General features: G+C 64.5%; 28 protein-coding genes and 1 pseudogene. 17 read left to right on the top strand and 12 right to left on the bottom strand.

The features are described from left to right. Nucleotides 1-109 precede the first annotated feature (109 nt). The 4 genes from ABRP34_RS02725 to ABRP34_RS02710 all read left to right on the top strand — a co-directional run bounded on the left by ABRP34_RS02725 (nt 110) and on the right by ABRP34_RS02710 (nt 3,303). A complete protein-coding gene (locus ABRP34_RS02725) occupies nt 110-862 on the top strand; it encodes a carbohydrate ABC transporter permease (protein ID WP_245531476.1) in 753 nt (250 codons plus the stop codon). Nucleotides 863-894: 32 nt separating this feature from the next. After that, nucleotides 895-1,674 carry a ThuA domain-containing protein gene (locus tag ABRP34_RS02720; protein WP_353712171.1) on the top strand — a complete coding sequence of 260 codons (780 nt, stop codon included), beginning with the start codon at nt 895-897 and terminating at the stop codon, nt 1,672-1,674. A 14-nt stretch (nt 1,675-1,688) separates the two neighbouring features. Beyond that, on the top strand, nt 1,689-2,888 hold the full coding sequence (locus ABRP34_RS02715; RefSeq protein WP_353712170.1) for a Gfo/Idh/MocA family oxidoreductase: 1,200 nt from the start codon (nt 1,689-1,691) through the stop codon (nt 2,886-2,888). A gap of 154 nt (nt 2,889-3,042) precedes the next feature. Then, the gene (locus ABRP34_RS02710; RefSeq protein ID WP_353712169.1) at nt 3,043-3,303 is read left to right on the top strand and encodes a hypothetical protein; all 261 of its coding nucleotides are present in this window, start codon (nt 3,043-3,045) and stop codon (nt 3,301-3,303) included. Between the two features lie 49 nt (nt 3,304-3,352). On the opposite strand, the pseudogene ABRP34_RS02705 reads toward ABRP34_RS02710, so the two are convergent. Continuing rightward, nucleotides 3,353-3,952: pseudogene (locus ABRP34_RS02705) on the bottom strand (recombinase family protein). A gap of 850 nt (nt 3,953-4,802) precedes the next feature. On the opposite strand from ABRP34_RS02705, the gene ABRP34_RS02700 reads away from it, so the two are divergent. The 4 genes from ABRP34_RS02700 (at nt 4,803) to ABRP34_RS02685 (ending at nt 6,643) form a co-directional block, all read left to right on the top strand. Then, nucleotides 4,803-5,075 (top strand): DNA gyrase subunit A, encoded by a 273-nt coding sequence (locus ABRP34_RS02700; RefSeq protein WP_353712168.1) that lies wholly within the window; start codon nt 4,803-4,805, stop codon nt 5,073-5,075. A gap of 260 nt (nt 5,076-5,335) precedes the next feature. Continuing rightward, the gene (locus ABRP34_RS02695; RefSeq protein ID WP_353712167.1) at nt 5,336-5,785 is read left to right on the top strand and encodes a hypothetical protein; all 450 of its coding nucleotides are present in this window, start codon (nt 5,336-5,338) and stop codon (nt 5,783-5,785) included. Next, the gene (locus ABRP34_RS02690) at nt 5,786-6,016 is read left to right on the top strand and encodes a hypothetical protein (protein WP_353712166.1); all 231 of its coding nucleotides are present in this window, start codon (nt 5,786-5,788) and stop codon (nt 6,014-6,016) included. Between the two features lie 174 nt (nt 6,017-6,190). Next, nucleotides 6,191-6,643, top strand: a complete 453-nt coding sequence (locus tag ABRP34_RS02685; RefSeq protein WP_353712165.1) for a DUF6278 family protein — start codon at nt 6,191-6,193, stop codon at nt 6,641-6,643. Between the two features lie 21 nt (nt 6,644-6,664). Here the strand turns inward: ABRP34_RS02685 and ABRP34_RS02680 are convergent, their stop codons facing one another. Together ABRP34_RS02680 and ABRP34_RS02675 are read right to left on the bottom strand one after the other, a co-directional pair. Beyond that, a complete protein-coding gene (locus ABRP34_RS02680; RefSeq protein WP_353712164.1) occupies nt 6,665-6,802 on the bottom strand; it encodes a hypothetical protein in 138 nt (45 codons plus the stop codon). A gap of 1,865 nt (nt 6,803-8,667) precedes the next feature. Beyond that, the gene (locus ABRP34_RS02675) at nt 8,668-9,648 is read right to left on the bottom strand and encodes an aldo/keto reductase (protein WP_353712163.1); all 981 of its coding nucleotides are present in this window, start codon (nt 9,646-9,648) and stop codon (nt 8,668-8,670) included. A gap of 219 nt (nt 9,649-9,867) precedes the next feature. Between ABRP34_RS02675 and ABRP34_RS02670 the strand changes: the two genes are divergently transcribed. Next, nucleotides 9,868-10,773 (top strand): helix-turn-helix transcriptional regulator, encoded by a 906-nt coding sequence (locus ABRP34_RS02670; protein WP_353712162.1) that lies wholly within the window; start codon nt 9,868-9,870, stop codon nt 10,771-10,773. 55 nt (nt 10,774-10,828) lie between these two features. On the opposite strand, the gene ABRP34_RS02665 is transcribed toward ABRP34_RS02670, so the two are convergent. Further along, nucleotides 10,829-11,752: a pseudouridine-5'-phosphate glycosidase gene (locus ABRP34_RS02665; protein WP_353712161.1), complete on the bottom strand. Its 924-nt coding sequence runs from the start codon at nt 11,750-11,752 to the stop codon at nt 10,829-10,831. 175 nt (nt 11,753-11,927) lie between these two features. Here ABRP34_RS02665 and ABRP34_RS02660 point away from each other — a divergent pair, with 175 nt between their 5' ends. After that, nucleotides 11,928-12,746 (top strand): hypothetical protein, encoded by an 819-nt coding sequence (locus ABRP34_RS02660; protein ID WP_353712160.1) that lies wholly within the window; start codon nt 11,928-11,930, stop codon nt 12,744-12,746. Nucleotides 12,747-13,057: 311 nt separating this feature from the next. Here the strand turns inward: ABRP34_RS02660 and ABRP34_RS02655 are convergent, their stop codons facing one another. After that, nucleotides 13,058-13,495 carry a VOC family protein gene (locus tag ABRP34_RS02655; protein ID WP_353712159.1) on the bottom strand — a complete coding sequence of 146 codons (438 nt, stop codon included), beginning with the start codon at nt 13,493-13,495 and terminating at the stop codon, nt 13,058-13,060. Nucleotides 13,496-13,625: 130 nt separating this feature from the next. Here ABRP34_RS02655 and ABRP34_RS02650 point away from each other — a divergent pair, with 130 nt between their 5' ends. Then, nucleotides 13,626-13,964 (top strand): transcription initiation protein, encoded by a 339-nt coding sequence (locus tag ABRP34_RS02650; RefSeq protein ID WP_353712158.1) that lies wholly within the window; start codon nt 13,626-13,628, stop codon nt 13,962-13,964. A 24-nt stretch (nt 13,965-13,988) separates the two neighbouring features. On the opposite strand, the gene ABRP34_RS02645 is transcribed toward ABRP34_RS02650, so the two are convergent. The 4 genes from ABRP34_RS02645 to ABRP34_RS02630 all read right to left on the bottom strand — a co-directional run bounded on the left by ABRP34_RS02645 (nt 13,989) and on the right by ABRP34_RS02630 (nt 19,000). After that, complete coding sequence (locus tag ABRP34_RS02645) at nt 13,989-14,981, bottom strand: Gfo/Idh/MocA family oxidoreductase (RefSeq protein WP_353712157.1); 993 nt, start codon at nt 14,979-14,981, stop codon at nt 13,989-13,991. Nucleotides 14,982-15,037: 56 nt separating this feature from the next. Beyond that, nucleotides 15,038-16,111 (bottom strand): DNA polymerase IV, encoded by a 1,074-nt coding sequence (locus tag ABRP34_RS02640; protein WP_353712156.1) that lies wholly within the window; start codon nt 16,109-16,111, stop codon nt 15,038-15,040. 108 nt (nt 16,112-16,219) lie between these two features. Continuing rightward, a complete protein-coding gene (locus ABRP34_RS02635; protein WP_139023238.1) occupies nt 16,220-16,465 on the bottom strand; it encodes a hypothetical protein in 246 nt (81 codons plus the stop codon). A 54-nt stretch (nt 16,466-16,519) separates the two neighbouring features. Then, entirely contained in the window at nt 16,520-19,000 is a 2,481-nt protein-coding gene (locus ABRP34_RS02630) for a PEP/pyruvate-binding domain-containing protein (protein WP_353712155.1), read from the bottom strand. A 400-nt stretch (nt 19,001-19,400) separates the two neighbouring features. Between ABRP34_RS02630 and ABRP34_RS02625 the strand changes: the two genes are divergently transcribed. Both ABRP34_RS02625 and ABRP34_RS02620 read left to right on the top strand, forming a co-directional pair. Beyond that, nucleotides 19,401-19,640, top strand: a complete 240-nt coding sequence (locus tag ABRP34_RS02625; RefSeq protein ID WP_003798909.1) for a hypothetical protein — start codon at nt 19,401-19,403, stop codon at nt 19,638-19,640. Between the two features lie 15 nt (nt 19,641-19,655). After that, nucleotides 19,656-20,279 (top strand): hypothetical protein, encoded by a 624-nt coding sequence (locus ABRP34_RS02620; RefSeq protein WP_353712154.1) that lies wholly within the window; start codon nt 19,656-19,658, stop codon nt 20,277-20,279. A gap of 16 nt (nt 20,280-20,295) precedes the next feature. Here the strand turns inward: ABRP34_RS02620 and ABRP34_RS02615 are convergent, their stop codons facing one another. Continuing rightward, complete coding sequence (locus ABRP34_RS02615; RefSeq protein WP_353712153.1) at nt 20,296-20,550, bottom strand: hypothetical protein; 255 nt, start codon at nt 20,548-20,550, stop codon at nt 20,296-20,298. 40 nt (nt 20,551-20,590) lie between these two features. Further along, complete coding sequence (locus ABRP34_RS02610; RefSeq protein WP_353712152.1) at nt 20,591-20,896, bottom strand: hypothetical protein; 306 nt, start codon at nt 20,894-20,896, stop codon at nt 20,591-20,593. Between the two features lie 528 nt (nt 20,897-21,424). On the opposite strand from ABRP34_RS02610, the gene ABRP34_RS02605 reads away from it, so the two are divergent. Beyond that, nucleotides 21,425-21,658: a hypothetical protein gene (locus ABRP34_RS02605; RefSeq protein ID WP_353712151.1), complete on the top strand. Its 234-nt coding sequence runs from the start codon at nt 21,425-21,427 to the stop codon at nt 21,656-21,658. An 87-nt stretch (nt 21,659-21,745) separates the two neighbouring features. After that, a complete protein-coding gene (locus tag ABRP34_RS02600) occupies nt 21,746-22,852 on the top strand; it encodes an alpha/beta hydrolase (RefSeq protein WP_353712150.1) in 1,107 nt (368 codons plus the stop codon). A 22-nt stretch (nt 22,853-22,874) separates the two neighbouring features. Here the strand turns inward: ABRP34_RS02600 and ABRP34_RS02595 are convergent, their stop codons facing one another. Beyond that, complete coding sequence (locus ABRP34_RS02595; RefSeq protein ID WP_353712149.1) at nt 22,875-23,354, bottom strand: MarR family transcriptional regulator; 480 nt, start codon at nt 23,352-23,354, stop codon at nt 22,875-22,877. Nucleotides 23,355-23,477: 123 nt separating this feature from the next. Between ABRP34_RS02595 and ABRP34_RS02590 the strand changes: the two genes are divergently transcribed. Together ABRP34_RS02590 and ABRP34_RS02585 are read left to right on the top strand one after the other, a co-directional pair. After that, a complete protein-coding gene (locus ABRP34_RS02590; protein ID WP_353712148.1) occupies nt 23,478-24,437 on the top strand; it encodes an SDR family NAD(P)-dependent oxidoreductase in 960 nt (319 codons plus the stop codon). Between the two features lies 1 nt (nt 24,438). Continuing rightward, complete coding sequence (locus tag ABRP34_RS02585) at nt 24,439-25,332, top strand: amidohydrolase family protein (RefSeq protein ID WP_353712147.1); 894 nt, start codon at nt 24,439-24,441, stop codon at nt 25,330-25,332.

Below are 25,332 nucleotides of genomic sequence, written 5' to 3'. Positions count from 1 at the left end.
CATGACAACCCTGGATATAACGACGCCGGGCTCCGCGGCGGCCCGGCTGCGGAAGGCCAGCCGGCCCAAGCTGGGGCACACCGCCGTCGGACTTCTCCTGCTCGCGGTGATGCTGTTCCCGGTGTACTGGATGGTCAACGCATCACTGCAACCGTCGGGCAACACCCTCACCGCGGACTTCCTGCCGCTGAACCCCAGTTTCGAGGGCTATGAGAAGGCGATTGCGCAGCAGGGCCCGAACCTGCTGACCAGCCTGGTCATCTCGCTCGGTACGGTGGTGTTCAGCCTGGCCGTCGCGGCCCCCGCAGCTTACATGCTGGCGCAGTTCCGGTTCCGCTGGATCAACGCCGCGCTGCTGGCGATCCTCATTTCGCAGATGATCCCCGGCATCGTGATCGCCAACGCCCTCTACGCCGCCTACAACGACCTCGGCCTGCTCAACTCCATCCCAGGGCTGATCCTGGCCGACTCGACCCACGCCATCCCGTTCGTGATCCTGATTATGCGGGCCTTCATGATGCGGATCCCGCCCAGCATCGTGGAGGCGGCGAGGGTGGACGGCGCCGGGCTGGTCCGGGCGTTCGTCTCGATCGTGCTGCCCATCAGCCGCAACTCGCTCATCACCGCCGGGCTCTTCGCCTTCCTCTTCTCGTGGAGCGACTTCCTGTTCGCCCTGACGCTGACCACCACGGAGGACGTGCGGCCCGTGACGCTGGGCATCTACCAGTACCTGGGCACGCAGGTCTCCAACTGGAGTGCCGTGATGGCGACGGCGGTGCTGTCCTCGCTGCCGGCCATCGTGCTGCTGGTCCTGGCGCAGAAGTACATCGCGGCCGGGGCCACCGGCGGCGCCGTCAAATAGTCCCTTCCTCTCTCGAACCTAAGGAACCCTTCATGACTGAGAACCACACTCCCCTGCGCGTCACCGTATGGGGCGAAAACCGCCACGAACAGCACCAGCCGCACGTGGCCGAGATCTACCCGGACGGCATGCACAACACCATCCGCGAGGGCATCGAGGAGAACCTCGGCCCGCGGGCCGAGGTGGCCACCGTGACCCTCGACGACCCCGAGCACGGCCTCACCGAGGACCGGCTGCGGAACACGGACGTCCTGGTCTGGTGGGGCCACGCCGCCCACGGAGAGGTGACAGACGAGGTGGTGGAGCGCGTCCACCGGCACGTGCTGGCCGGCATGGGCCTCGTGGTGCTCCACTCCGGGCATTGGTCCAAGATTTTCGGCAAGCTCATGGGCACCACCTGCACACTGCGCTGGCGCTCGGAGCGGGACCGCGAGATTGTCTGGACGGTGGACCCCACGCATCCGATCGCGCAGGGTGTGCCGCACCCGTTCATCATTCCGGAGCAGGAGATGTACGGCGAGCATTTCGACATCCCCGCCCCCGACGAGCTGATCTTCCTGAGTACCTTCTCCGGCGGCGAGGTGTTCCGCAGCGGGTGCACGTTCAAGCGCGGGTACGGCAAGATCTTCTTCTTCTCCCCCGGCGACCAGGACTACCCCGTTTACCACCACAAGGACGTGCGCAGGGTCATCGCCAACGGCGTGGAATGGGCCCGCACCGTGCGGCCCGAACGCACCGACCCGGTCCTGCTGCGGTACGAAACCGAGGCGTTCTACACCGGCCACAGCTACGAGGGGGCGATGGCCAATTGAGCCGCTTTTCTACTGTGACTGATCCAACGGCACCCGTCCGCGTGGTCCAGGTGGGGGCCGGCGGGATGGGCCGGGCCTGGCTGCGGCTGCTGGGCGAGGCGGCCGGCGTCGAACTCGCCGGCGTCGTCGATCTCAACCCGCAGGCGGCGCGGGACGCGCTGGCCGATTTGGGCCTCGGCGGCGTGCCAGTGGGGACGAGCCTGACCGAGCTGGCAGGCGCCGTCGGAGCGCAGGCGGTGGTGAACGTGACGGTCCCGGCCGCGCACCACCCGGTGAATGTCGAGGCGCACTTCCTTGGGCTGCCGGTGCTGTGCGAGAAGCCGGCGGCGCCGACCGTCGCGGATGCCCTCTCCCTCGCCGCGGTGGCGGAGGCAACCGGGCAGCTGCTGATGATCAGCCAGTCCCGCCGCTACTTCCGGACGCTCGCCGACTTCAAGCGGCAGGCAGCCCGGCTCGGTGAGATCGGGCTGCTGACCTGCGACTTCTTCAAGGCGCCGCATTTCGGCGGCTTCCGGGAGGAGATGGAGCACGTGCTGCTGGTGGACATGGCCATCCACGCGTTCGACACCGCGCGGTACCTCCTCGGCAGAAACCCGGTTTCCGTCTACTGCGAGGAGTTCAACCCGGGCTGGAGCTGGTACGCCGGGGACGCCGCTGCCACGGCCGTGTTCGAGATGGACGGCGGGAGCCGGTTTGTCTACACCGGAAGCTGGTGCGCCGACGGGCTGGAAACCTCGTGGAACGGCAGCTGGCGGATCAACGGAGCCAACGGTACCGCGGCTTGGGACGGCGCTGCGGCGCCGGTCGCGGAGCATGTTGCCGGGGCTGCTTCTGTGGCGGACGACGGCGGCCGGCCGGGTTTTGCTTCTTGCTCTTCTTCTCAGCCGGATTCTTTGGTTGCCGAGGGCGGGACCCCGGAAGAGATCGCCGGGGCGCTGGCTGAATTCGTCCGGTGCCTGCGGACGGGTGAGGTTCCCTCGGGCGAAATCCATGAGAACGTCCTGAGCCTGGCAATGGTCGAGGCGGCCGTGAAGTCTTCGCAGACCGGGCAGAAGGTGTTCATCCGGGACGTCCTCGGCGACGCGCACCGGCAGGCGCTCGCCGTCGAGCAGGTCCCTGCCGCCAAGGAGGTCCTGGCCTCGTGGGCATCGCCCCTCGAAGCCCTGGAGCGGGCTGGCTATTCAGGGCAGGCTGTTTCCAAGGTGCTGGGGTAGGCGGTGTGGTGGGAACGGCCGCCTGACTGTTCTCGGCGGACTGGCGGCGATCGTTGGTCCCGTCAGCGGCGGCCAGCTGGCCACCGTCACCGATTGGCGTGGCGTCTTCCTCTTCCTCGCGGCGGTGGGCGTCGCCATCCTGGCGGCCTGCCTGGTGATTTTCAAGGAGACACTTCTCGTCCAGCAGCGCACCCCGCCAGCGACCTCCCTGGCCCTGAAGGGCTATCCGGATGTCGCGGGCACCGCGTCGTCGCTGCTGGGCCTGGCCCGGTTTGCCTTCGGCGGCATCGCCGCACCGCTGGTGGGCATCGGCGGGGCGAAGAACGCACTTCCGTTAGGCATCGTGACCTTGGTGTCCGTCGCGGCTGCGGTGGCGTGCCTTGGGCTTGTTCGGGCGCGCGCTGAGAGTCGTTAGGGCATGCCCGACAGCGGTGTCTGCCTTGGGAGCGCTGGTTATCCAAGCGTCAGGAGCCGGCCTTCTTTTCCGCCTTTTGGCGCGCCCGGTCGAGCGCGCGGTAGAAGGTGGAACGGCCAACGGAGAACAGTTCGGCCAGCTCATACATGGTGTGTTCGCCAGCGTCATGGAGCTGGACCAGGAGTGCCTCCTGTTTCGCCGATAGTTTGGGCTGTTTCCCACGCAAGCGGCCCTTGGCTTTGGCGATCTTCATGCCTTCGCGCGTTCGCGCCCGGATGAGATCGCCTTCAAACTCAGCAACCATGGCCAGAACGTTGAACAGCAGCTTGCCTATCGGATCCGCGGGATCATGCAACGAACCGCCGATGTTCAGCTTCACCCCACGCGCGGCGAGGTCGTCCGCGATCTGATGCGCATCCCGCACAGAGCGGGCCAGCCGGTCGAGTTTCGTCACCATGAAGGTATCGCCGCTTCGGCACGCGGCCAGCGCTTCACGAAGTCCTGGGCGGTTCGTGTTACTACCAGTCAGGCCATGATCGACATAAATACGATCAGGTTCGACGCCCATGGCCGCCAACGCATCCCGTTAGACAGTGAGGTCTTGTTCGTCGGTGGAAACCCTTGCGTAGCCAACCTTTATTTCAACCATGAACAGGAGTGTCCGCCTAATGGGTGGCAGTGCGCCATATAGCAGCCCGTCACCGGACATATCACCGGACCGTTCATGCGGAACGGTTGCCTCCGCCTAGACCCAACAGCGCAGGTCAAGTGGTGGTGCGTCCGGTGAGTGACCGGCTTACGGGACGATATGCGGTCGGGCCTCTTCCGGACGTTTTTAACGCTCGCGTATGGACGGTCAGGATAGCCTGCATCTTCTTGAGACATCCCGACTAGTGCGCGTGGTGTTGGCCGCTGTTACGCTGACGGCACGGCTGGCCGTCGGAAGGTCGCTTGCGTCCACCCACGGCGGCCAAACGAGGAAAATTGGCTCTCATTTGAGGCGCAAGAGGTGATGACTTGAGCACCAGAGGGAAGAAGATCGTAGTGGCCATCTTGTGCTGGCTGATAGGTTCCCTCGTTGGTGCCGGCGTTCTCGCTTTATTTGTAGGCCCGGGTGACGAAAGCTATTGGCCGAGCGCGGCCTCCAATGCCGGAATCCTTTTGATAATGACTGTGGCTTTTTGGGTTCGAGACAAAAGGCCTAAACGCAAGCAAGTATATTCGATATTGGCACTCGCTCTTGTCATTTCCGCGCTTATCCTCATGGTTACATTCGGACTGGGCCCAGCGCTGGGCACACTCGCTGGTGGTTTTACAGGGGGACTCATCATCACGTGGCCGTATCTGACAGGCAAGAAAGCAGCATCTCAGCCTGGGACTTAAGTACGACTGCTGATGAATCGGGCCCATTCACGGTTCCCCGAAAGGATGAAGCGCCAAGTTGACCATCTCCAACTGGACGCAGTGTCCCAAGACTTCCGTCGTGCAAGAATCGCCGCATGGATGAGGATGAGCGGCAGACAAGGGAAGAATTGATGGTCCTCGAGGCCTTGGCACAGGCCATGGATCGGCGTGATGAGGTCTTCCAGATGATTGAGGATTCAGAAGACGCGGACGAAGCGATCCGTCGGGTGGGTCAGCTGTTGGGTGTGGGAGAGCTGGGCAGCCGGGCAGTCCTCGACCTGCAGGCCAGACGATTCACCCGAGCCCAGCGTCAGGCCATCGCTTCGCGTGCAGAGGAACTTAGATCAAAGTTGCCGGATGGCCGCTGAGGACTTCGTATTCTCCGTTGATCACTGGCGGCGCCCAGCGATCCGACTTGTCCGGCTTCCCTCCTTGCAGAGTAGACCACGGAAACTGGCCCGCTTGAGGTTCGGTTGAACGGACTGGAGAACCGCCAGCCCAAGCTGCGATTGACCCCTCGGAACGGCCGCTCTCGGTGTCCGTTGACAAGGGGACGTAGGCTCGCTGACAGTGGTCCATGGCCACATCGGCGCGGGATAGAAGGATCCGGATCGGCGCGGGAGTGGTCATGGCCGGACTCGCGGTCACATCGGTGATCATTGTTCTGGTTTCCGCCCCGGACCCCAGATCTGACATCGTTCCAATCATCGTCGCCTGCGTCCAAGCGCTCCTTACCCTCGTCCTCGGAGCTGGGCTTGCCTCCGGCAAACGCGGCGCGGCGGACCTGGTTCCGGTTCCCGGCATCTGGAGGAGAATCTTTCTCGTCATTACTGTTCTTCTCGGTGTTTTGCAGTTTGCGTGGCAGCTGATCGACGATCCCCATCACCTGGTGCTAGCCGCGTCATGGCCCAACTTGGTAGGACTAGCGATCATCCTGCAGTTCGGGCCCGGGCGGCATCACTTCCAGAACGAAGAGCAATGGATCACCGCCTTGTCCCCTCAGGACGCGGTGGAAGCCTTGGCCCGGGTGTTCGGCCAGCCGGGATTGACCACGATAATCACGGGTTCGGACGTTTAGGTGGAAATCAGCAGCGAGTGGCAGGGCGAATGGCGCCACCATGACGCTGCCAGGCACTCGAAGGTACGGCCCCACATCCGTTTCGTGGTTGATGCCACCGACAACGGAACCCGGGTTACGGCGTTCAGCCGCGAATTTCAGCTGGGGATGTACGACGTGTTGAAGCTCTCGGACGAAATGAGCGAATCCGGGGTCGCTCTGGCTAGGCAGGTGACCGGAACGCCCGCATGAAAAGCACCCACTTGAGTTCGCCCAGGTCGTGCCCGTTGAGGGTAGCTTCCTCTCGCTGGCTCTTTCTCGCCGTTCTTGTCAGTCACGCGCCGTCGAGCCGGATTCGACCCGGTAAGGGTTCGATTCCCGGTATTCCTCGACCAACGCGCAATTGCGTGTGCTTAGGATGACCGTATGAGCACCCCCGAAGATCCCGACGAACTTCTGCAGAAACTGCCGGCGGGATTGCCGAGAAGGTACGCCGAATATAAGCCAGTCACTTCGGATGCCGTCGTAACCCCGCCAACTAACGTCGGCGGATACGACGAGCTCCTCAGCTATTTTCAAGAGCGAGGTCAAACACTGCCACGCAAAGCAGAAAGCCTCGCCACTCTTGATCAAGCCATCAATGATGGTTTGCCGGCCGAGCTTGCCCGCCCTATAGGGATGTTCTACGGAGATCTCCTAACGCACACAGTTCCTGGGGGCCACTGGGAAGTCGTCGAGGAGGGATACCCTCGGATTCGTATCACAAGGAACACTGCCGTCGACGTCGTTCGAGTCGCGCTACGGCGCCTGGCTACCCCGGAGCCCACACTCGAAGAAAACTATGCCCACGTCCTCGAATTGGTCCGGCGAGAGCCGTAAAGGGTTGAGGATGCGGTCGGCTTAGTCCGCGGGGCGGAGCTGGGACCGGACAACGACAATCCCCGGCCCGTAGCGCTTATCCATCGCCTTCTGTAGCGACCCGTCATCGTAGGGAACGTATCTGAAGAGGTAACCGTTTTCGACCTGTGTATCTGCCACGGGTCGCTCCTTCTCCCATATCTCGCGTTGGATTTGCTGCAGGCGCGCTTTCGTCCCGGTGCCAGGGTGGCGTGGATCCTGTCGAGGGTCCGGTTCTCCCCATGATTCGTTGGACGCGATGTTTCGTGGAGGTCTTGTGACGATGAAGCTGGTTCCGTCCCAAGTCCCGTGAACCACGAAGTCTCCGTAGGTTACGTTAGCCACTGTCTTTTCGCCGTCCGCTACTGACCAATCCCAGCCGCGGAGAGGCGGGCCAGTGCATAAGGGCGGATCGGAGGTGGCGATGCCTCCCATACAGAATTGAGGCAGCTCGTTGCCCTCCTGACGCACCAGCCCGCGGCCCACAAGCTCTCCTGGCGCGGCCGTTGTGGACTGCTGTTCTGCAGGACCTGGTGGCAGTTCGCCGGCAGGTGGCGGGGGCGAGGTACAAGCTGACAGCACCGCCGAGAGCATACCAACGACCGCGCAACCAACAAGCCTTGGTCCCATAGGAACAGTATGGTCCAGCTATGGCGATTCAACATTACCTTCAGCACCAGGATCGTGTACGTAGTCCAATGGACAAGCCCGGCCTCAACGTCCAAGATCCTGCCCGGAAGAACTTATGTCGCACTCTCTGCCCTAGCGGTCGCTCTTCCTGCCCTAGGGTGAGTGCATGTGCCGTCTTTGGGACCCCCGATTACACGTTTTGATTCCAGGGTGCGGGGACAGCCAGTGCAGCGGAACTGATCAGGTCCCGATGGCGCTGGGTTGCCAAACAAGCCAAGCAACGATGATTGCAACGACCACAAGAACCAGCAGAAGTGTTGAAACAAGGATTGAGCGGGGGCTTCATAAAGGAAGCGTAGCCCCGTTTGCCGGCCCTAGAGCGTCGAACGGGCCTACAAGCTCCGGTACGGATTGGAACTGTCCCCTTAAAGGTTCGGCTCCTGTTAATCCGATCGTCAGAGTGTGCGAATTCAGGGCCACGCTGGTTCCAAGCCGAGTACGCCCAACGGTCCAAACAGACTGAGGCTGCTTGTCTGTCCTCATTGCTGAAGCGGCTACGCCGGACCCATAGGGTTACCTCGTTCGCGTACAGCGGGCTACCCCAACCGCTGTCGTCCAGAAGTTTTCTGGTCGCTTGTTCTACGTCCGGGCGCTTCGAAGTGAATTGGGTGAATGCAGGGCTGTTTCACATGGAATTCACATTTGTGCGTATCAAAATGTGAATGGAAGGAACTAGGGCATGTAGGCCCCCCTAGGAGTGGGAGAAATCATGAGCACTAAATGGGGTTTCGCCGCGATCGTGGCTGTCTTTTCTGTAATGTCAGTAATCTGCGCGTTGTTGTACTTGCTGGCAATTTCATGATCCTCGCAATTGAGAGAAGTGTCTGCTTATAGCTCACAGCTGCTGGAATAGCTCGCAAGGAGACATGAGCGGAGGGCAAACTTCATCCGCTCATACCTCCGCTTTGGACCACAGAGTACGACTCGGACGGCCTAGATAGCTATGCTTTCAATAATTGGCATAACGATCTAAGCCCGATTCCTCCCAGCGATGCGGAGCGGAGGAACCTAGCAGACCTAATTCCCGTATGGGAAAGCGGCCCGGACTCTTAGTAGCGTGCCTTGGCTCACCCCTGGCGTCTTGCACCACGGACGCCACGGCGCCCTGGTTCCACAAAGGGTCGTTCGGCTCCATCGGAAAGCCCGGGAACGTGGCGGCACTTCCGGCACGAGGCATTGCTGCGACCCAACTCGGAACTGGAACAATCGCGGACAAGCCCCTCTCGATCGCCTCAGGTCGCGTGGGAGCCGATGTCGCAGCCATTGCGTTGTCGCCCACTGGAACGGGGAGTTTGGCCGGACACCACGGCCGGGGATCAGCGGTCGATCGAGGCCATGTTGGCCTCGTCGTGGCGTTCCCCTGCGGCAGGCCGCAGGGTGTTCAGCCGCTCCAGCTGGTCGCCGGTGAGTTGTATGCCGTCGGCAGCAGTGTTCTCCTCGACGCGGGAGACCCGACGGGTGCCGGGGATCGGGGCGATGTCGTTCCCACGGGTCAGCAGCCAGGCGAGGGCTGTCTGTGCGGGGGTCGCGCCGATTTCGGCGCCGATAGCCTTGACTTCGTCGACGATCGCGAGGTTCCGGCGGAAGTTCTCGCCCGTGAATCGCGGGTTGGTCTTGCGCCAGTCGTCGTCAGGGAAGTCGTCCACGGAGCGGATTTGACCGGTCAGCAGGCCGTGTCCGAGCGGTGAGTACGGGACGAAGCCGATGCCGAGTTCACGTAGCAGCGGCAGGATTTCCTCCTCCACGTCGCGGGTCCAGAGACAGTACTCGGTCTGCAGGGCCGTGACCGGCTGTACTGCGTGTGCGCGGCGGATGGTCTCCGGGGAGGCTTCGGACAGTCCGAAGTGCAGTACCTTGCCGTCGGCGATGAGGTCCGCGACGGCGCCGGCGGTTTCCTCGATCGGGGTGTTCGGGTCGACCCGGTGCTGGTAGTACAGGTCGATGTGGTCGGTGCCGAGGCGCTTGAGGGAGCCCTCGACGGCGGCCTTCACGTTCGCTGCACTGCTGTCGATCTCGCCGGGACCGCCGCCGGAATGGGAGACGAGGCCGAACTTTGTGGCGATCCTGACCTGGTCGCGGCGTCCCTTGACCGCCTGGCCGACGATCTCTTCGCTCAGGAAAGGCCCGTAGATCTCTGCCGTGTCGATGTGGGTGACCCCGAGATCGAGTGCGCGGTGGATCGTGCGGATCGACTCCGCGTTATCCAGGGTGCCCTCGCTGGTGTAAGTGCCGGCCATGGTCATGGCGCCGAGTCCGATGGCGGAAACTTCCAGGTCTCCGAGACGTGCGTTCTTCATGCTCTTTCCTTTCGGTGTGGGTTTCAGGCCTGGGTCTGGACATTGCCCAAGGCTCAGCAATGGAGGATCTGCGATGATGCCGTCCCGGGTCCCAACCGGCCCGTGCGGGGCGGCTGATGATTCAAGTCAACCGGTCAGCGCGTGGGCTAACGAGACCCTACCTAGAGGTTCCCTGGCAGGGACCCGCTAGCGGGCTCGAGGTGGAGTACCTTCGACACCATGGACAACCACGACGATCTCAGCCAGTTCCTCGTCTCGAGGCGGGCCAAGCTGACCTTGAAGCAAGTGGGCCTGCCTGACTTCGGGGGGCGGCGCCGCGTTCCTGGCCTGCGGCGGGAAGAAGTGGCGCTCCTGGCCGGCATGAGCTCGGAGTACTACAAACGCCTGGAACGCGGCAATGCCAAGGGAGCGTCGGAGGCCGTCATTGATGGGGTCAGCCGGGCGCTCCAATTGGATGAGGCCGAGCACTCGCATCTCCACGAGCTCATCCGTTCAGCCAACGCCGGCGCCCACCCGCAGCGCAGGCGCCCGGCACGCAAAACACAGATCAACCCCACCCTGCAGCAGACCATCGACGCGATGTCCACTGTCCCGGTGTACGTGCAAAACGGCCGGCTGGACTCCGTGGCCACCAACCGCCTCGGCCGGGCTCTCTTCTCAGAGATGTTCGAGGACTCCCGGCAGCCCGTGAACGCCGCACGCTTCGCCTTCCTTGATGCCAGGGCACAGACGTTCTACCGGGACTGGGAATTCAACACCCGCCAAATCGTTGCCCTTCTCCGGGTCGAAGCGGGCCGTTCCCCCTACGACCGCCAGCTCAGCGACCTCGTCGGCGAACTCTCAACCCGCAGCGACCTTTTCCGGAAACTCTGGGGAGCGCACGACGTCCGCGAGCACCGCACCGGCATCAAAAGCATTCACCACCCCATCGTTGGCGACCTCGACCTGAACTACCTCGGGCTGGACCTGGCCGCTGACCGCGGCCTTCAGATGCTCGTGTTCTCCGCGGAACCAGGCTCCACGTCCCACGACGGACTGCAGCTGCTGGCCAATTGGGCCGCCACAAACAGCGTCGAGGTGAAAGGCAGCGACGAAGCAGCCACCAACCACACCCTCGGAAATTGATGCTGCGAAGGGCGGGCCGTCTCCCAACCCTGGCCATTCAAGACGGCCACTCCGGTTAGCGGGTCAGCGCGGAGGCGACTTCGCCACCCAGGGACACGTTGCTGCGGTACACGTCGACATTTACATTCACGCTGCGGCCGTTTGAAGCGCGCTGGATGAAGTCCAAAAGGAACGGTGTGGTGTCCTTGCCGCTAATCCCGTTCTTCTCCGCCTCCGCCCACGCCCGGGAGAGAATGTCGTCGAGCTCGGCCGGAGGGAACTGTTTGTCCTCTGCGATCGGGTTTGCCAACAGGATGGCCGATTCGATGTGCAGGTCGTCTCGTGCGCTGCAGATTGCTGCAACTTCATCGGGGGTGTTGACTGCGTACTCGATCTCAAACCCCGAGTCGGAAACGTAGAAGCCAGGGTACTTCTTGGTTTTGTATCCGATGACCGGGATGTTGAGCGTTTCGAACCGTTCGAGGGTGGCTGCGACGTCGAGTATGGACTTCACGCCGGCGCTCACGACGATGATCGGGGTAGTAGCCAGGGTAGTCATATCGGCAGATTCATCGAAGGATGTCGCCGCACCATGGTGAACTCCACCCAAGCCGCCGGTTGAGAACACTTTGATGCCGGCGCGGTGTGCCAGGAATGCTGTTGCTGCCACGGTCGTGCCGCCGTGGAGCTGAAGAGCAGCCATTACGGGAAGATCGCGGAGGCTGACTTTCTTGACTGCGCCGTCATTGGAGAGCGAGGTGATCTGCTCAAGGCTGAGCCCCACCGTCGGAACACCGGCGAAGACACCAATCGTTGCAGGAAGGATCCCTTGACTGCGGAGGCGTTCCTCAGCTTCCAAAGCAACTTCAAGATTGCGCGGACGGGGAAGACCGTGAGTGAAAATGGTCGATTCCAAAGCCACGACAGGGCGCCCGCCAGCAACGGCTGCGGCCACTGGCTCTGAGACGTGGAACGCCACGCTGGTGCGGGTGGATGACACGGCTGGTCTCCCTGCAGAACGTGATCTGACCTGACTCACCAAGGTTCCCGCACGCGAGAACCAACAACAAGAACCAACGCTTCGGCCCCTGCTCAAGATGAATCAGCGTGGCACTAAGGCCCCGCCCTCCCCTGAGCGACGCATTTTGTGCGCGGAGGGATAAAATGGTTCGATCATGATCGGCGCCCAGCTCCGTATCCTGGCTTGGTTCGTCAGCCTAGCGACCCTCCTCTCGGCCTGCGCGCCCGCTGTCAGACTCGATGAGGTCGCCACCGATCGACCGATCCAGACCACCTCGGCCCCGCCGGCCCCACGCGATGGCGTCCCCGCTCCTCACCGGACCCCGTCCCCCACCCCGACATCGATTCCGACGCCGACCGCGGTGCCCCGGGCGTTCGCCCTCAACCTCTACCAGGAGGGGGACTTCGTTCCCCAGTACACCTTTGAGTGGTGTGTGGCCGCGAGCATCCAGATCATGCACAATTTGATCGACGATGCGGGGGCGGCAGGCACGTGGACCGATCGCGTTCAGCAGGGCGAGCTGTGGGAGATGGCCCGGGCGCGGTCGTTCAACTCGTTCAACGGGGCCAACCCCTTGGGCTGGGCGAAGGTGCTGACCAAGGTCGGGATGGGGCCCTACACCGTCGTTAGCATCGCCAACTACGACTTAGCGCTGCGGACCGCGGCGCGGGCCATCGCCGAGACAGGCCGGCCCGTCGGGCTGGTCATGTGGCGCGGTCGCCATGTGTGGGTGATGAGCGGCTTCACGTCACTAGGCGATCCCGACCAGTTCCCGAAGTTCTCGGTCACCGGCATCCGCGTCCAGGATCCGCTCTACCCGTACGGAGACGTTCGATGGGGACCGTCCCCCGCGCCCAACGCCCTGCTCACCCCCAAGCAGTTGGCAACGCAGTTCGTCGTCCGTGAACCGCGACGCTGGAGCAGCAATCTGCCGGCCGGCTACATGCTGGTGCTGCCGCTCGCCAAGGCCTGATCCGACTGTCAGGGCAGCCGTCATTTTTTGATGCATGCAGCCCGCGTGACGATGGCGGCCTCCGGAAGATGACCGGGGCCGTCCGGCCAGCAACACCCTGGTGCACGTATCCGGTTATGCCCGGGGCGGTGATGGCCCGGGCGAAAGCGGCCAGCACGAAGGCCATCGCGGTATAAACGGCCGCCTGCGCGTCCGCCCCGGTGACGTCCGCGTGGCCGCTGCCGCCTGCGAGGATGATCGTTCCTTCGCGCCGGCCTATCCGTGCAGCGGCAGCGGGCACCCACACGCTTATAGTTGGTCCGATTCAAGCGTCAGTCTTTGATCAGTTTCTCGGCGAACATCACGAGGATGCCGCTGGGACCGCGGACGTAGGTGAGTTTGTAGGCGTCCTCGTATGTCGCCACGCCGCGGAGAGGATGGCATCCGTGCTTCGCGGCTATCTCAAGGGCTTGGTCGATGTCGTCGACTGAGAAGGCGACGCGGTGCATGCCGATGTCGTTGGGACGAGTTGGGATGGTCTCGATCGCTTTGGGGTGGATGTATTCGAAGAGCTCAAGCTGGCCGTAACCGTCCGGCGTCTGGAGCATGGCTATCTTGGCGTGGTTGCCATCGAGTCCGACGGCGGTATCGGTCCACTCCCCGCTGACCGTGTCACGGCCCACGACCGTGAGACCGAGGTCGGTGAAAAAGGCGATGGTTGCTTCCAGGTCGCGAACGGCGATCCCGACGTTCTCAAGTTTGATGGCCATGCGTTGAAAGCTACCAAGACAGGCCGGCTAGCTCCAGTGGCGGGCGGGACCCGATTGAACACGCCGGGAGCAAATGGGGATTGAGGCACAACCGTTGCTGTCCGGCCCGCCCGCGGGGCATCATCGAGGCATGACCAAATACCTCATCTCCTTCCCCAGCGAAGCAATGGTGCTCACTGACGAGGAGTTCCCGGTCGTCTCGGCCGATTCCCACGCTGTCATCGAGGAGGCGAAGGCTGCCGGCGTCTACGTATTCGGCGGTGGGATCAACGAGGAAGTCGATCCCGTTCTGGTCTCAGCCGACGGGTCGGTGAGCACCGAGATCTATCCGGGCTCCGAGCTCACTGGTGGATTCACCGTGCTGGAGCTGCCGACACGCGAGGACGCGGTCGGGTGGGCGAGGAAGATCGCGGTGGCCTGCCGTTGCGCGCAGGAGCTCCGCGAGTTCGGGTACGACCCGGCGAGCTAGCCGGGATCCGGATGTGCTCTCGGTTCAGACGCCCTCTTGGCTCCGCGCTGCCCCGTCGAGATCTTCCAGCACCCGCGCGTTGTTGGCCGCGTCCGTGAGGTCGTAGCGGAGCGGCGTGCCGTTGAGGACGCTGTCGGCGAAGTGTTCGCCCATCCGTACGAAGTGGTTTTCGCCCTTGACCTCGTGATGGATCGTGTCCTGCCCGAAGTGATGCTCCTCCAGGACCGAATCCTCTTCCAGGAGCCCAAAAGGATTGTCGAGGAAGAGCCGGCCTTCGGTGCCCGTGATTTCCAAAAAGTTGCGGCGCTCGAGGTTCACTCCGGTATCAAAAAGCGCGGTTACGGCGCCGGGAAAGCGCAGGATGCCCGCAATGCTGGTGTCAATCCGGCCGCCGTCGTTGGCGTCGCGGTAGTTGCCAAAAGCGGCGACCCGAGCCGGCTCCTGCGCCGTGACCATCCGGCTCACGTTGACGCAGTAGCACCCCGTATCGAAAAGTGCGCCGCCACCAAGCCCGGAATACCATCGGATGTTGTCGTCCGCGCCCGCATCGAAGGAGTGACCGACGTGGACAAAGGTCAGTTTGCCCACCGCCTCGGCCGCGAGCAGCTCCTGCAGTTTCTCGAAACGCGGGTGAAAACGGTACATGAAGCCTTCCAGGACTTTGAGCCCGGTCTCGTCGGCCTTGCGCGCAATCTCCTCGCACTCGGCGGCGCTCATCGCCAAAGGCTTTTCGCAGAGGACGTGCTTGCCCGCGTCCAAGGATTTCAGGATCCATTCGAGGTGCAGTGCGTTCGGCAGCGGAATGTAGACAGCATCGATGTCCTGGGCAGCGAGCAGCGCCTCATAAGAGCCAAACGCCTGTGGGATGCCGTGCTTGTCGGCGTACTCCCTGGCCTTTTCCTCGGTGCGGGAGGCGATGCCTACGACCTCACCGTTTTTCGTTTCCTGCAGGGCCGGAATTGTCTTGCGGACGATGCGGGCGGTGCCCAGGATGCCCCAACGGAGTTTCTCGCTCATTGACCTCTCCTTTTTTCACAAACCTACCCGACGGGTAAAGGACAAGAGCGACGGCGTCACCAACCACCGCGCGTCGGCGTATGTCCCTTTCGGGCATCGTCAGGCATCGCCATTTCGGCCCGCAGTCCCAGGAGCCGGATCGGGCGGCCCGCTTCGATTGCGGTTGCGAGGTCCAAGGCCCGCGTGAGGATTTCGGTCCGGTCGAACGTCTCGGGAACCTTCCTCGCGTGGGTTTTGGTGAAGAACGGCGCGTACCGAACCTTGAGGGTCAGCCCAACCACGGGCCGCCCTTCGGCCACAACATCCTCAAGGACGCGCGCTGTCAGCTCCCTGACGGCGTCGTCCACCTGGGCGGGCTCGGTCAGGTCGTGCTGGAAAGTGGTCTCCCGGCTATGCCCGCGGGCAACCCACGGGGTGTCGTCCACAACGCTGGCGCCGTCCCCGCGTCCGAGCTCCGCGTACCAGGGACCCATCCTGGGGCCGAACTCCGGGACCAGGTCCCGGGGGTCGGACGCGGCGAGCTCCGCGACTGTGTTGATGCCGAGTTTGGCCAGCCGGCCCGACACTTTGGTTCCGACGCCCCACAGGTCCTTGGTAGGCCGGCCGCCCATGACCTCGAGCCAGTTCCCGGCCGTGAGACGGAAGACGCCGGCCGGCTTGCCGAAACCGGTGGCGACCTTGGCTCGGACCAGGGTATCGCCGATGCCCACGCTGCAGTACAGTTGCGTTCGCTCCAGGACAGCGGCCTGCACCTGCCGGGCGTAGGCTTCCGGATCGTCTGTCTCAGTGCCCATAAATGCTTCGTCCCAGCCCAGCACCTGCACGGTGGCGCCGGGCTGCGCGCGGAGGGTCGTCATGACTGTTTCAGACGCAGCCAGATAGGCCTCGTGATCGACGGGCAGGATCACAGCGTCCGGCACTTTCCTGGCCGCAATGCGTAAGGGCATTCCGGAACCCACGCCGAACACCCTGGCCTCGTAGGATGCGGTCGACACCACAGCCCGTTCCGTGGGGTCGCCCCGGCCGCCGACAATGATCGGCTTGCCCGCAAGCTCCGGCCGCCGGAGCACTTCGACCGCCGCGATGAACTGGTCGAGATCGACGTGCAGCACCCACCGGATTCCGCTCATGCCACCAGTCTGCCCCAAAGAAATACGACGACGAGGCCGCCGACCGCAATGACCTTGGCAATTGTGCCTCTTCAGCTACTTTCGGGCGACCGCGATTGGTGCCATCAATCACCCATACAGTTTCTCGCCCTCTTGAGCGATCGCTTCTTCACGCTCCAGGAGGAAGCGCAGGAACGCGGCCTGGTTGTCGATTTCCCGCTGCTTGCGGGGAGAGACCCAGTCCAGCACTTCTTTGTCGTCAGCCATGATGTTCACCCCTCTCAGCCTCGTCTTCATGCTCACCCCGTTCGGGCAAGATCGGCGAAAGTTTCGGGCAAGATCGGCGAAGGTCTTGTCTGCGGCGATTTCTGGCATGGCCGGCCACGGCCAATCTGGTTGCCGTCGTGCTTGGCCCCTAACCGCCGGCCCCTAGTCGGCTGCGGCGACCGTCCCGGCACTGCCGTCCACGATGACGCGCTGCCCCTCGGCCAGGATGCCCGTTCCCGTGCCGGTCCCCATGACTGCGGGGATCCCGTACTCCCTCGCCACAATCGCCGCGTGGGAGCCGAGCCCTCCCATGTCGACGACGACGGCGGCGGCGCGCTGGAACAGCGGCGTCCAGGACGGGTTCGTGTAGGGGCACACGAGGATGTCGCCGCTGCGCAGCCGGCCGAAATCGTTCGGTCCCCTGATGATTCTCACCGGCCCTTCCGCCCGGCCGCGGCTGGCCGGCGTGCCGGAGACCAGAACGCCGGCAGCAGTGCGGCGGTTCCTGAACAGCAGCGCCGTGTCCAGGAGCGGAATCCCTTCGAGTTCGCGGCGTTTGGCCGCTCTGGCCTGCACGAGCGGCCGGTAGCGCTGCCGGACGGACGCCGGCAGCGCGCCGTCGTCGTCCGTTATTGCCGCCAGTTCCGCAAACCGCAGGTGGTAGACGTCCCTGGCGTCATCAATGACACCGGCGGCAACGAGGCGCCGGCCAAGCTCCCGGTACGCGCGGCGCATGGGCGGGATGACCTTGGTGGCATAGAAGTGGCTGTCCTCGCGGAACGCCATGCCTGCCCGGGCCGCGTCGACGGCGGCCAGTACGTGCCGCCGGATGCGCCTGAACCGCAGGAGCGGATGGCGTTTCAGCTCCGCCAGCGCCGCGCCGGTCTGGTCGGCCGTTCGCGGCCGCTGGCCCAGGAGCGCCTTGACGAGCCCCAGCACAACCTCGGGGGCGTCGGACCAGGTGGGCGAACTGCTCAGCACAACGCTGACAGTTTCACGGTTCCCGTATTCGCGCAGGAACCCAGCGAACGCCTCGCGGAAGGCAGCGTGCGCCGGGTCCCGCTCCACAAGCTGCAGCAGGGCCGGCCCGTCGGATGAGGCAAAGGCGCCGGCCAGCCCCGGATCCGCTCCGACCATCGCGGCCAGCTGCTCCAAGGACCGGTTCGCGTGGCTTGTCCGGGTTTCTGCGCCCGCGATCAGGGCGGAGGCCAGCCTCATCCTGCCCAGCAGCACGAGCAACAGGCGCAGCCGTAGCATGGGCAGGAACATGCCGGGCAGGTAGGAGCTGCGGAGGTCGGTGATGCCCCGCATCGTGGCGAAGGACTCCCGCGCAACACCCACAACTTCGGCCCAGCGCAGGGGCTCGGGGTCCAATGCGTTTAGCCGGTCCACCCGGTCCAGGAAGTGGATGAACCGGAAATCGTCCTTCCATTCGGCCATTTTGAACTGCCTGGCGCGGCGGGCCAGGGTCAGCGGCGCAGCCAGCGCGCGGAGGGTTAGCCGCGGTACCGGCGGTACCAGCTGCACCACCACGCCGTCCTCCTCGGGCAGCAGCTCCCCGACCCTCGGGAACCGCACTCCGACGCTGCCGGCCAGCCGGTGCAGCATGGCCAAAATCCCCTGTTCCATCCAGCCGGACACATCCAACGGGTAGGGCCGTTCCTGGAACATTTCGATGAAGAACGGCCCAACCCGCCGCTGGATCGCGTTGAGCCGGAGCGGCTGCGGCGGCAGCGCCGTCATGGGCCTCGACTGCAGGACATGGATCCGGCCGCCGGCCAGCGCCCACTCGATATCCTGCGGCCGTCCGAAGTGCTCCTGCGCCCTGCGGCCCAGGTCAGCCAACTCCCGGAGCTGGGCCGCGGCCAGGGTGGGAACCGAGCTGCGGACGCCGGGCCGCTCCCGCGTGGCGCCGCCTGCGTCCGGGCTGACCACCACCTCGCCGCCGCCGGGACGGAAGCTGTGGATCCCGCCAGTGCGGTCCAGCACGTAGTGTTCGGGCGTCACCCTTCCCGAGACCACCGCCTCCCCCAGGCCCGGACTGGCGTCCACAACGGTCTCACTCCGCTCACCCGTGACCGGGTTCGCCGTGAACATGACACCTGCGGCGTCGGCCGGCACCATCTTTTGGACTACGACGGCGATCGCCACCTCGCGGGGGTCGATCCCCTGCCGCCGCCGGTAGGCAATGGCACGGTCGGTCCAGAGGGACGCCCAGCAGTCGGCGACAGCTTTGGCCACCGCCTCCTCGCCGACGACGTTCAGGAACGTGTCCTGCTGGCCGGCAAACGCAGCGCCGGGCAAATCTTCGGCGGTGGCGCTGGAGCGCACCGCCACGGCGCCCCCTCCCAGGGCCGCATATGCCTCGCCAATCTCCGCCCGCAAAGCTGCGGGCATGCCAAAGCGGGCAAACAGCGCACGGAGGGCACCGCCGTCGGGCACGTTTTGATTTATGTCGTCCAGGGCAGCCCCGAGCCCCGTATCGGCGAGAAGCAACCGGTAGGCGTCCGTGGTGATGACGAATCCCCCAGGCACCGGAAACCCTTGCCGCACCAGTTCGCCCAAAGCGGCACCCTTGCCGCCGGCGGCGGCGAGGTCCGTCCGGCCGAAGTCAGCGAGGGGGCCGGTTGTCTTTCGTGTCATCCGGGGCTCCTCGTGGCGGGTGGCAGCAGGGTCTTCGCTGGCGGAGGCCGCACGGCCATCCGGACGTGTAAAAGCTACTCCACCGTCACTTCCCCCGCATAGTGTTTGCCCACCAATTGGGCTTCGCCACCGGGTTGCGCGACGTTACGGGTACCCCTTGACCCCTCCCTGCATCAGGACCACACTCGATACTGATTACCAACTCAGAGATTCGTGAATTCTTCTCGGCACCTCAATGGCAGAGGTGTTGACAGTCCGGCGCCGCGACGGGGGCAGGTGGGCATGAGCACCTAAGCGATGTGTGCTTTGGCAGTTTCTGCACGTCGAGCGGCGCCCTGAAGCGCCAGCCCCGGCGGCCGCAGTCAATTTATGCAGGGTCTCAAAATCCGAGGAGCACGTCATGGGCCAACGGCCGATTGATGAGTGGTGGAATGAACTTGATGAGCCCACAAAGAAGTGGCTCATTGAAAATCCCGGTTGCGTGGTTCTTCCGCGGACCGTGGCAAACGTGGTTCACCAGGTCTCGGGCGGCCACGTCGCCCAGGACCAGCACGGCGAACACCAATTGTCACAAGCAGAGCAGTCCTTTCTCAGGGCCAAGTGCAAAGCGGCCGGGGCGGCGACCGGCAAACGCGTGTAGATCCATAACGAATCCATGACCGGGCGGCGCAAGCGGTGGCTCATTGCGGCCCTTGCCGCAATGCTCTGCGCATGCTCGCCGGCCCCGCCCGTAGCCGGACCCACCGCCACGGAGTCCACCTCTGGAGCTGTCCCGAGCGACGAACTCGTTGGCCGGGGCATGGTCCTGCAGAAGCGGGGCGGCGCGCCCCTGCTCTGCCTGGGCCCCTTTGCCGCCTCGCTCCCGCCGCAATGCGGCGGACCGGTGCTCCGAAACTGGGACTGGTCCGAGGCCGGGCACTTCGCCAGCGCAGGCGGTGTGATGTGGGGCTCCTACGAGGTGACCGGTATGTTGGCGAATGGCGAATTCATCCAGACCAGGCGGCCCGTTCCCTCCACTGACGCTTCCCCTCCGGAAGCCCGACCGGTCACAGGACCGCCCGGGAACGGCAAGGAAATGCAGCTCCTGCTACTCCAGCGGGAGCTGACTTCACTGCGGGGGCAGCCGATCCTGATGTCGGGGGCGGAGAACGGCTACCTCGTCATCGACGTCGTCTACGACGATGGATCCCTCCAGCGCGAACTGGACAGCAAATACGGGCCCCGCATCATCCTCATCAGATCCGCACTGAAACCGATCCGGAGCAGTCCCGCCTCCTAGTTTCGGAAGATGGAACCTACCGGCTGATGGTCAACGGCTTCACCGGCAATACACACGATGCCCGCTGCAGGAGAACGACGGCGGCCCCCGCCACCCGGTTGTTCCTGCCGGTGTCGTCGCACCAGTCAATGTTGCAAGGCACCGCAGTGACCGTTGCATGGCCCTTGGCAGCGCGGGCCGGGACGACGAAAGTGTAAGTAGACCCACCGCCGTCGTTCATTGCTGACAAGGTGTTCGCGGGCTGGACCAGCGCCTCGCTCTGATCGTTCACCGGCACGGCCCGGCGGTGCCGGCTTCTAAGCGTTGCGGCTCTACTCGGCTTCGAAGCCCAGACGATCGCGGACGAGCTTCGCGACGACGGCAGCGTGCTGCTTCTTGTCCGATCGAGCCTCCGATTTCAGCGTCGCCAGATATCCGACGTACGCGGCAGTCCGGGTGTCATAGGCCGCGGCGCGCGTCTCGAATGCGAGGGCCAGGGTGGCATGCGCCTGGGCCAGCCTGATCTGCAGTTCAGCGTCGACATCGGCGCCTGAGAGAGCTTGTTCGGCGGCGGAAAGAAGGGACCGTGCCGCGTCGGCGTGCTCGTTCGCGGCGCGCTGGCCAAGGTCGGGCTGCATTGGCTCTGCCTCTCTTCATTCAGCTCGCGACGGGCAGACGCGAGGTGTGGAGTAAGCCTAAAACACGACGTGCAGTTCTGTTAGGCCCCCTTGTCTGTCCCCTCTTAGGGCAGGCCAGCAGCGATTTCTTCGACGGCGTCGACAGGCGCGGCCATCGATTCCGGGCCACCGTGCCCTTCGTTCTCGGTGACGATGAGTCGACTGTCCGCCCAGCGCTGATGGAGTTTCCGTGGCGTGATGACGGGCCGCTTACATCCCGTCGGCCGTGGATGTGGGCGTCGATTCCCAACGGTCCCAAGCCAGAGCTGCCGCCTCACCCCGCGCGTTCCCCCGTCATTTATCAAACACTACGAGACCAGCCCGGCTGGAGGCAGCTACAGCAGGCCGCCGCGGGTAGCTGCCGTGGGTGAGGCGAACTAGTGGTCGAAGTTCAGTTGACTGAAACGGAAATTCGTTGACAATATCAATCATTAAGATAAGCATTAGTTGTCTGTTTTAACTTTACTTCGACTGACAAAGGTTGCCCGAATGACCCGCACACTGCGCCAAAGCTGCCGCACCATCGCTTCGACATCAGCCCTTGCCGCCCTCCTCGCTGCAGCCTCCGCATCCCCGGCCGCCTTGGCGGCCCAGCCGCGGGCGGATGCGTCGGGGCCGTCGCTCGCGGCAGCCACGCGATCAACAGCAACCCCTTCCGTCGCCTCAGGCACCCTTTCGGACGGGGCTGCGTGGCGGGCCGAGGTGCCTGCGAACTGGAACTGAAAGCTGGTCCTCTTTGCCCACGGCTTCCGCCCGGGACCGGCAAACCCCGCTTGGGACACAGGATTCGCGCCCACGGCCAGCGCGCTTGTGGTCCGCGGCTACGCCGTTGCGTCCTCGTCCTACGCCACCACCGGCTGGGCCCTCCAGACCGCAGCCCAGGACCAACTCGGCACCCTGGCAGCTTTCGAGGAGCACTTCGGAAAGGCAAGCCGGGTCATCGCCGTCGGGCGGTCCATGGGAGGCCTCGTGACGAGCATGATGGCGGAAATCCCGAACTCCGGCATCGACGGCGCCGTCAGCACCTGCGGCCTGGTGGGCGGCGGCGTTGCCCTGAACAACTACCAGCTCGACGCGGCCTATGCGGCGGCGGAACTGCTTCTTCCCGGACGGGACATCCGCCTCGCCGGCTTCACCGCCCCGGCGGAGTCTGCCGAGACGATCGCCGCGCTGAAAGCAGCCCTGCAGCACGCAAGCACTTCCTCGGAAGGCCGCGCAAGGCTCGCATTGGTGGCCGCGCTCCTGAATACCCCTACCGAACTCGACGGGGTCGACGCGGACAATCCGGACGCGCTGGCAGCTGCCCAGGCGAAGCTGGTCCTCGACACTCTCCCCGCGGTGATCGAACGGCGCCACACGATCGTCAACGCCGCCGGCGGCGACAGCGGCTGGACCGCGGGCGTCGACTACTCAAAACTCCTGCAGTCCTCAGCCCAGCGCCAACTGGTGGAGCTCATGTACGCCAAGGCCGGCCTAAACCTGAACGGCGACCTTTCCACGCTCATGGCCAACGCCGACATCGAGCCCAGCAGCCAGGGCCTCCAGTGGATGCTCCGGACCTCCACCCCCACCGGCGAGCTCCAGGTGCCGCTGCTAGCCACCCACACCACGGTGGATCTCCTGGCCCCAATCGAATACCAGGAAGAGTACGCAGAAACAGTCCGCCAGGCGGGCAAAAACGCCCTGTTCCGCCAGGCCTTCGTCAGCCGGGAAGGGCACTGCAACTTCACGGTGGCCGAGAACGTGGCCGCCGTCGACGCCATGGACCAGCGGCTCCAAACCGGCCACTGGGGCTCCGTGGCCACCACCGCCGATCTGCAGGCGACCGCAACGTCCCTGAAACTGGATGGCGCCAACTACGTCGAATTCCGCCCGGCCGAATTCATCAACGACCGCGACTGGACGCCCGGACAGTAAGAGGCCGCGGGTGCCTGTTCCGCTATCCCTCCAGGCTGGGCCACAGCGCCTTGCGGAGCAGGCGCTTCAGCTCGGCTACTTCCTCCCGGTCCAGGCGGTCCAGAGCCTCCGACTCGGCCCGGCGGGTCGACTTCGTGGCCGCGGAGAACAGCTTCTGCCCCTCGGCGGTCGCCGTCACGATCTTGGCCCGCCGGTCCTGCTTTCCTGGCGCCCTCAGCACCAGGCCCCGCTTCTCCAGGTCATCCACCAGGGCGACGATCTGGCTGGGGTCCAAGCTGAGAAAATCAGCCATTTCGCGCTGGCTCGGCTCAAGGCCGCTCGCGGCCAGGGCCAGCACTGAATACGAGCGCTCCTTCAGATCGAACTCCTCCAGCGCCCGGTTGTTAACCACCGATCCCGCGGCATGGAGCTTCGCCAGGAGAAAGCCGGCGTCGCTGCTGATGGAGGCAGGAACAAGCTTGTCCGCCGCGGGGGCAAGCTGCCCCGTCACCGCCTCAGTCATGGACCCTCCAATAATAAACAAAAATAATCATTGACTTTTTCAACTATCAAGATTTTCATGGATACAGAACAGCATCCCATGCCGAAGGCAAGGATGCACGATCAGCTAGCAAAGGAGCAGCAAATGAGCCTGTCAGGCAAAGTAGCAGTCGTCACGGGGAGCGGCCGCGGGCTGGGCCTCGCCTATGCCCGGGAACTCGCCCGCCAGGGCGCCGCCGTCGTCATTAACGACGTTGACGCCGATGTTGCAGCGGATGCCGTCCGGGCCATCGAGGCCGACGGCGGGAAGGCGGCCGCCGTTGTCGCCCCCGTCGGCAGCTCGGAGGTTGCCAAGCAGCTGGTCCAGGCCGCGGTCAACGCCTTTGGCAGGCTCGACATCCTTGTCACCAACGCCGGCATCCTCCGCGACAAGAGCCTGCTGAAGATGACCGACGAGGACTTCGACGCCGTCATCAACGTCCACCTCCGCGGCACCTTCACCTGTGTCCGCGAGGCCTTCGCCTACTTCAAGGAAAACGGCGTTCCCGGCCGCATCATCACCATCGGCTCCCCCACCGGCCAGCGCGGCAACTTCGGCCAGACCAACTACGCGGCTGCCAAGGCCGGCATCGTCGGCATGGTGCGGACCTGGGCCATGGAGATGAAGAAGGCGGGCGTCACCGCCAACGCCGTCATCCCGGTGGCCGCCACCGCCATGACCAAGACAGTCCCCTACTTCCAGAAGGCGGTGGAGGCGGACGAGCGCGGGGAGGCCATGCCGTCCTTCTTCCGCCACGACCTGGGCTTCGGAACTGCCGACGACGTCGCCGGGCTGATTGCCTTCCTTGCCTCCGACGAGGCCGCCGGCATCACCGGGCAGGCCATCGGCGCCGGAGGGGACCGCCTGCAGGTCTGGACGCACCCGACCGCGGCCACCACCGAATACCGCGACGGCGGCTGGAGTTACGAGGCAATACGCGGAAATGCCGGAACGCTCTTCAACCGGGAAGCCCTGCAAAGCGTCGGTGAGGAGTTCCTGCCGCTGCCGGCAGAGCTGCAGCCCGAATCCCGGCCCGTCCAGCCCGAACCGGTGCAGGTGCGCTGACATGGCCACCACCCGCTACGAACCGGGCATCGACGCCGCCAAGATCGACGGGATCGACATGCACGTCCACCTTGAAGTGGACAGCTGCGGCCACGGCTCCCTGCCCGAAGCCCTGACCGAGGCCTCGGCGAAGTACTTCAAGGCCGAGGACCGCACCCCGTCCCTGGACCGCATCGCCGAGGTGTACCGCGAACTGAACATGGCCGCCGTCGTCTTCACCGTGGACGCGCGGACCCAGCTCAAGCATGAGCCGAACAGCATCCCCGAGCTGATCGCCGGCGCCGCGCGGAACAACGACGTCCTCATCCCCTTTGGCAGCGTCGACCCCCGCACCGGCGAGGACGCGATCGCCGGGGCGAAGCACCAGGCCGTGGAACTCGGGGCCCGGGGCTTCAAGTTCCACCCCAGCCTGCAGGGTTTCGACCCCTCCAACGAGCGCTTCTACCCGCTGTGGGAAACCCTCCAGGAACTCGGGCTGCCCGCCATTTTCCACACCGGCCAGAACGGCATGGGCGCCGGGCTGCCCGGCGGGTACGGCATCAAACTTGCCTACTCGAACCCGCTGCTGCTGGACGCGGTGGCTGCGGATTTCCCGGGGCTGCAGATCATCATGGCCCACCCCTCGGTGCCGTGGCAGGACGAGGCCAACTCCATCGCAACTCACAAGGCGAATGTGTTCATCGACCTCTCCGGCTGGTCGCCCAAATACTTCCCGGAGTCCCTGGTGAAGGCGTCCAACTCGGTCCTGCAGGACAAAGTCCTCTTCGGCACTGACTTCCCCCTCATCACGCCGCAGAAGTGGCTGGGTGCCTTCGCGGACCTGCCCCTGAAGGACGAAGTGCGGCCGAAGATCCTCAAGCACAACGCCGTCCGGCTTCTCGGGTTGGGGGCCTGA

The sequence above is a fragment of the Arthrobacter sp. K5 genome, assembly GCF_040448525.1.
Classification (GTDB): Bacteria; Actinomycetota; Actinomycetes; order Actinomycetales; family Micrococcaceae; genus Arthrobacter; species Arthrobacter globiformis.
Note: the sequence above shows the minus strand (reverse complement) of the source record. Positions and strands in the feature narration are given on the sequence as shown.

Bases quoted from the DNA above. Each gene is read 5' to 3' on its own strand.
- ABRP34_RS02725 (WP_245531476.1), top strand. From the start codon at position 110: ATGCTGTTCCCGGTGTACTGGATGGTCAACGCATCACTGCAACCGTCG.
- ABRP34_RS02720 (WP_353712171.1), top strand. From the start codon at position 895: ATGACTGAGAACCACACTCCCCTGCGCGTCACCGTATGGGGCGAAAAC.
- ABRP34_RS02700 (WP_353712168.1), top strand. From the start codon at position 4,803: ATGGATGAGGATGAGCGGCAGACAAGGGAAGAATTGATGGTCCTCGAG.
- ABRP34_RS02695 (WP_353712167.1), top strand. From the start codon at position 5,336: ATGGCCGGACTCGCGGTCACATCGGTGATCATTGTTCTGGTTTCCGCC.
- ABRP34_RS02685 (WP_353712165.1), top strand. From the start codon at position 6,191: ATGAGCACCCCCGAAGATCCCGACGAACTTCTGCAGAAACTGCCGGCG.
- ABRP34_RS02675 (WP_353712163.1), bottom strand. From the start codon at position 9,648: ATGAAGAACGCACGTCTCGGAGACCTGGAAGTTTCCGCCATCGGACTC.
- ABRP34_RS02670 (WP_353712162.1), top strand. From the start codon at position 9,868: ATGGACAACCACGACGATCTCAGCCAGTTCCTCGTCTCGAGGCGGGCC.
- ABRP34_RS02660 (WP_353712160.1), top strand. From the start codon at position 11,928: ATGATCGGCGCCCAGCTCCGTATCCTGGCTTGGTTCGTCAGCCTAGCG.
- ABRP34_RS02655 (WP_353712159.1), bottom strand. From the start codon at position 13,495: ATGGCCATCAAACTTGAGAACGTCGGGATCGCCGTTCGCGACCTGGAA.
- ABRP34_RS02650 (WP_353712158.1), top strand. From the start codon at position 13,626: ATGACCAAATACCTCATCTCCTTCCCCAGCGAAGCAATGGTGCTCACT.
- ABRP34_RS02645 (WP_353712157.1), bottom strand. From the start codon at position 14,981: ATGAGCGAGAAACTCCGTTGGGGCATCCTGGGCACCGCCCGCATCGTC.
- ABRP34_RS02640 (WP_353712156.1), bottom strand. From the start codon at position 16,111: ATGAGCGGAATCCGGTGGGTGCTGCACGTCGATCTCGACCAGTTCATC.
- ABRP34_RS02635 (WP_139023238.1), bottom strand. From the start codon at position 16,465: ATGCCAGAAATCGCCGCAGACAAGACCTTCGCCGATCTTGCCCGAAAC.
- ABRP34_RS02630 (WP_353712155.1), bottom strand. From the start codon at position 19,000: ATGACACGAAAGACAACCGGCCCCCTCGCTGACTTCGGCCGGACGGAC.
- ABRP34_RS02625 (WP_003798909.1), top strand. From the start codon at position 19,401: ATGGGCCAACGGCCGATTGATGAGTGGTGGAATGAACTTGATGAGCCC.
- ABRP34_RS02620 (WP_353712154.1), top strand. From the start codon at position 19,656: ATGACCGGGCGGCGCAAGCGGTGGCTCATTGCGGCCCTTGCCGCAATG.
- ABRP34_RS02610 (WP_353712152.1), bottom strand. From the start codon at position 20,896: ATGCAGCCCGACCTTGGCCAGCGCGCCGCGAACGAGCACGCCGACGCG.
- ABRP34_RS02605 (WP_353712151.1), top strand. From the start codon at position 21,425: ATGACCCGCACACTGCGCCAAAGCTGCCGCACCATCGCTTCGACATCA.
- ABRP34_RS02595 (WP_353712149.1), bottom strand. From the start codon at position 23,354: ATGACTGAGGCGGTGACGGGGCAGCTTGCCCCCGCGGCGGACAAGCTT.
- ABRP34_RS02590 (WP_353712148.1), top strand. From the start codon at position 23,478: ATGAGCCTGTCAGGCAAAGTAGCAGTCGTCACGGGGAGCGGCCGCGGG.
- ABRP34_RS02585 (WP_353712147.1), top strand. From the start codon at position 24,439: ATGGCCACCACCCGCTACGAACCGGGCATCGACGCCGCCAAGATCGAC.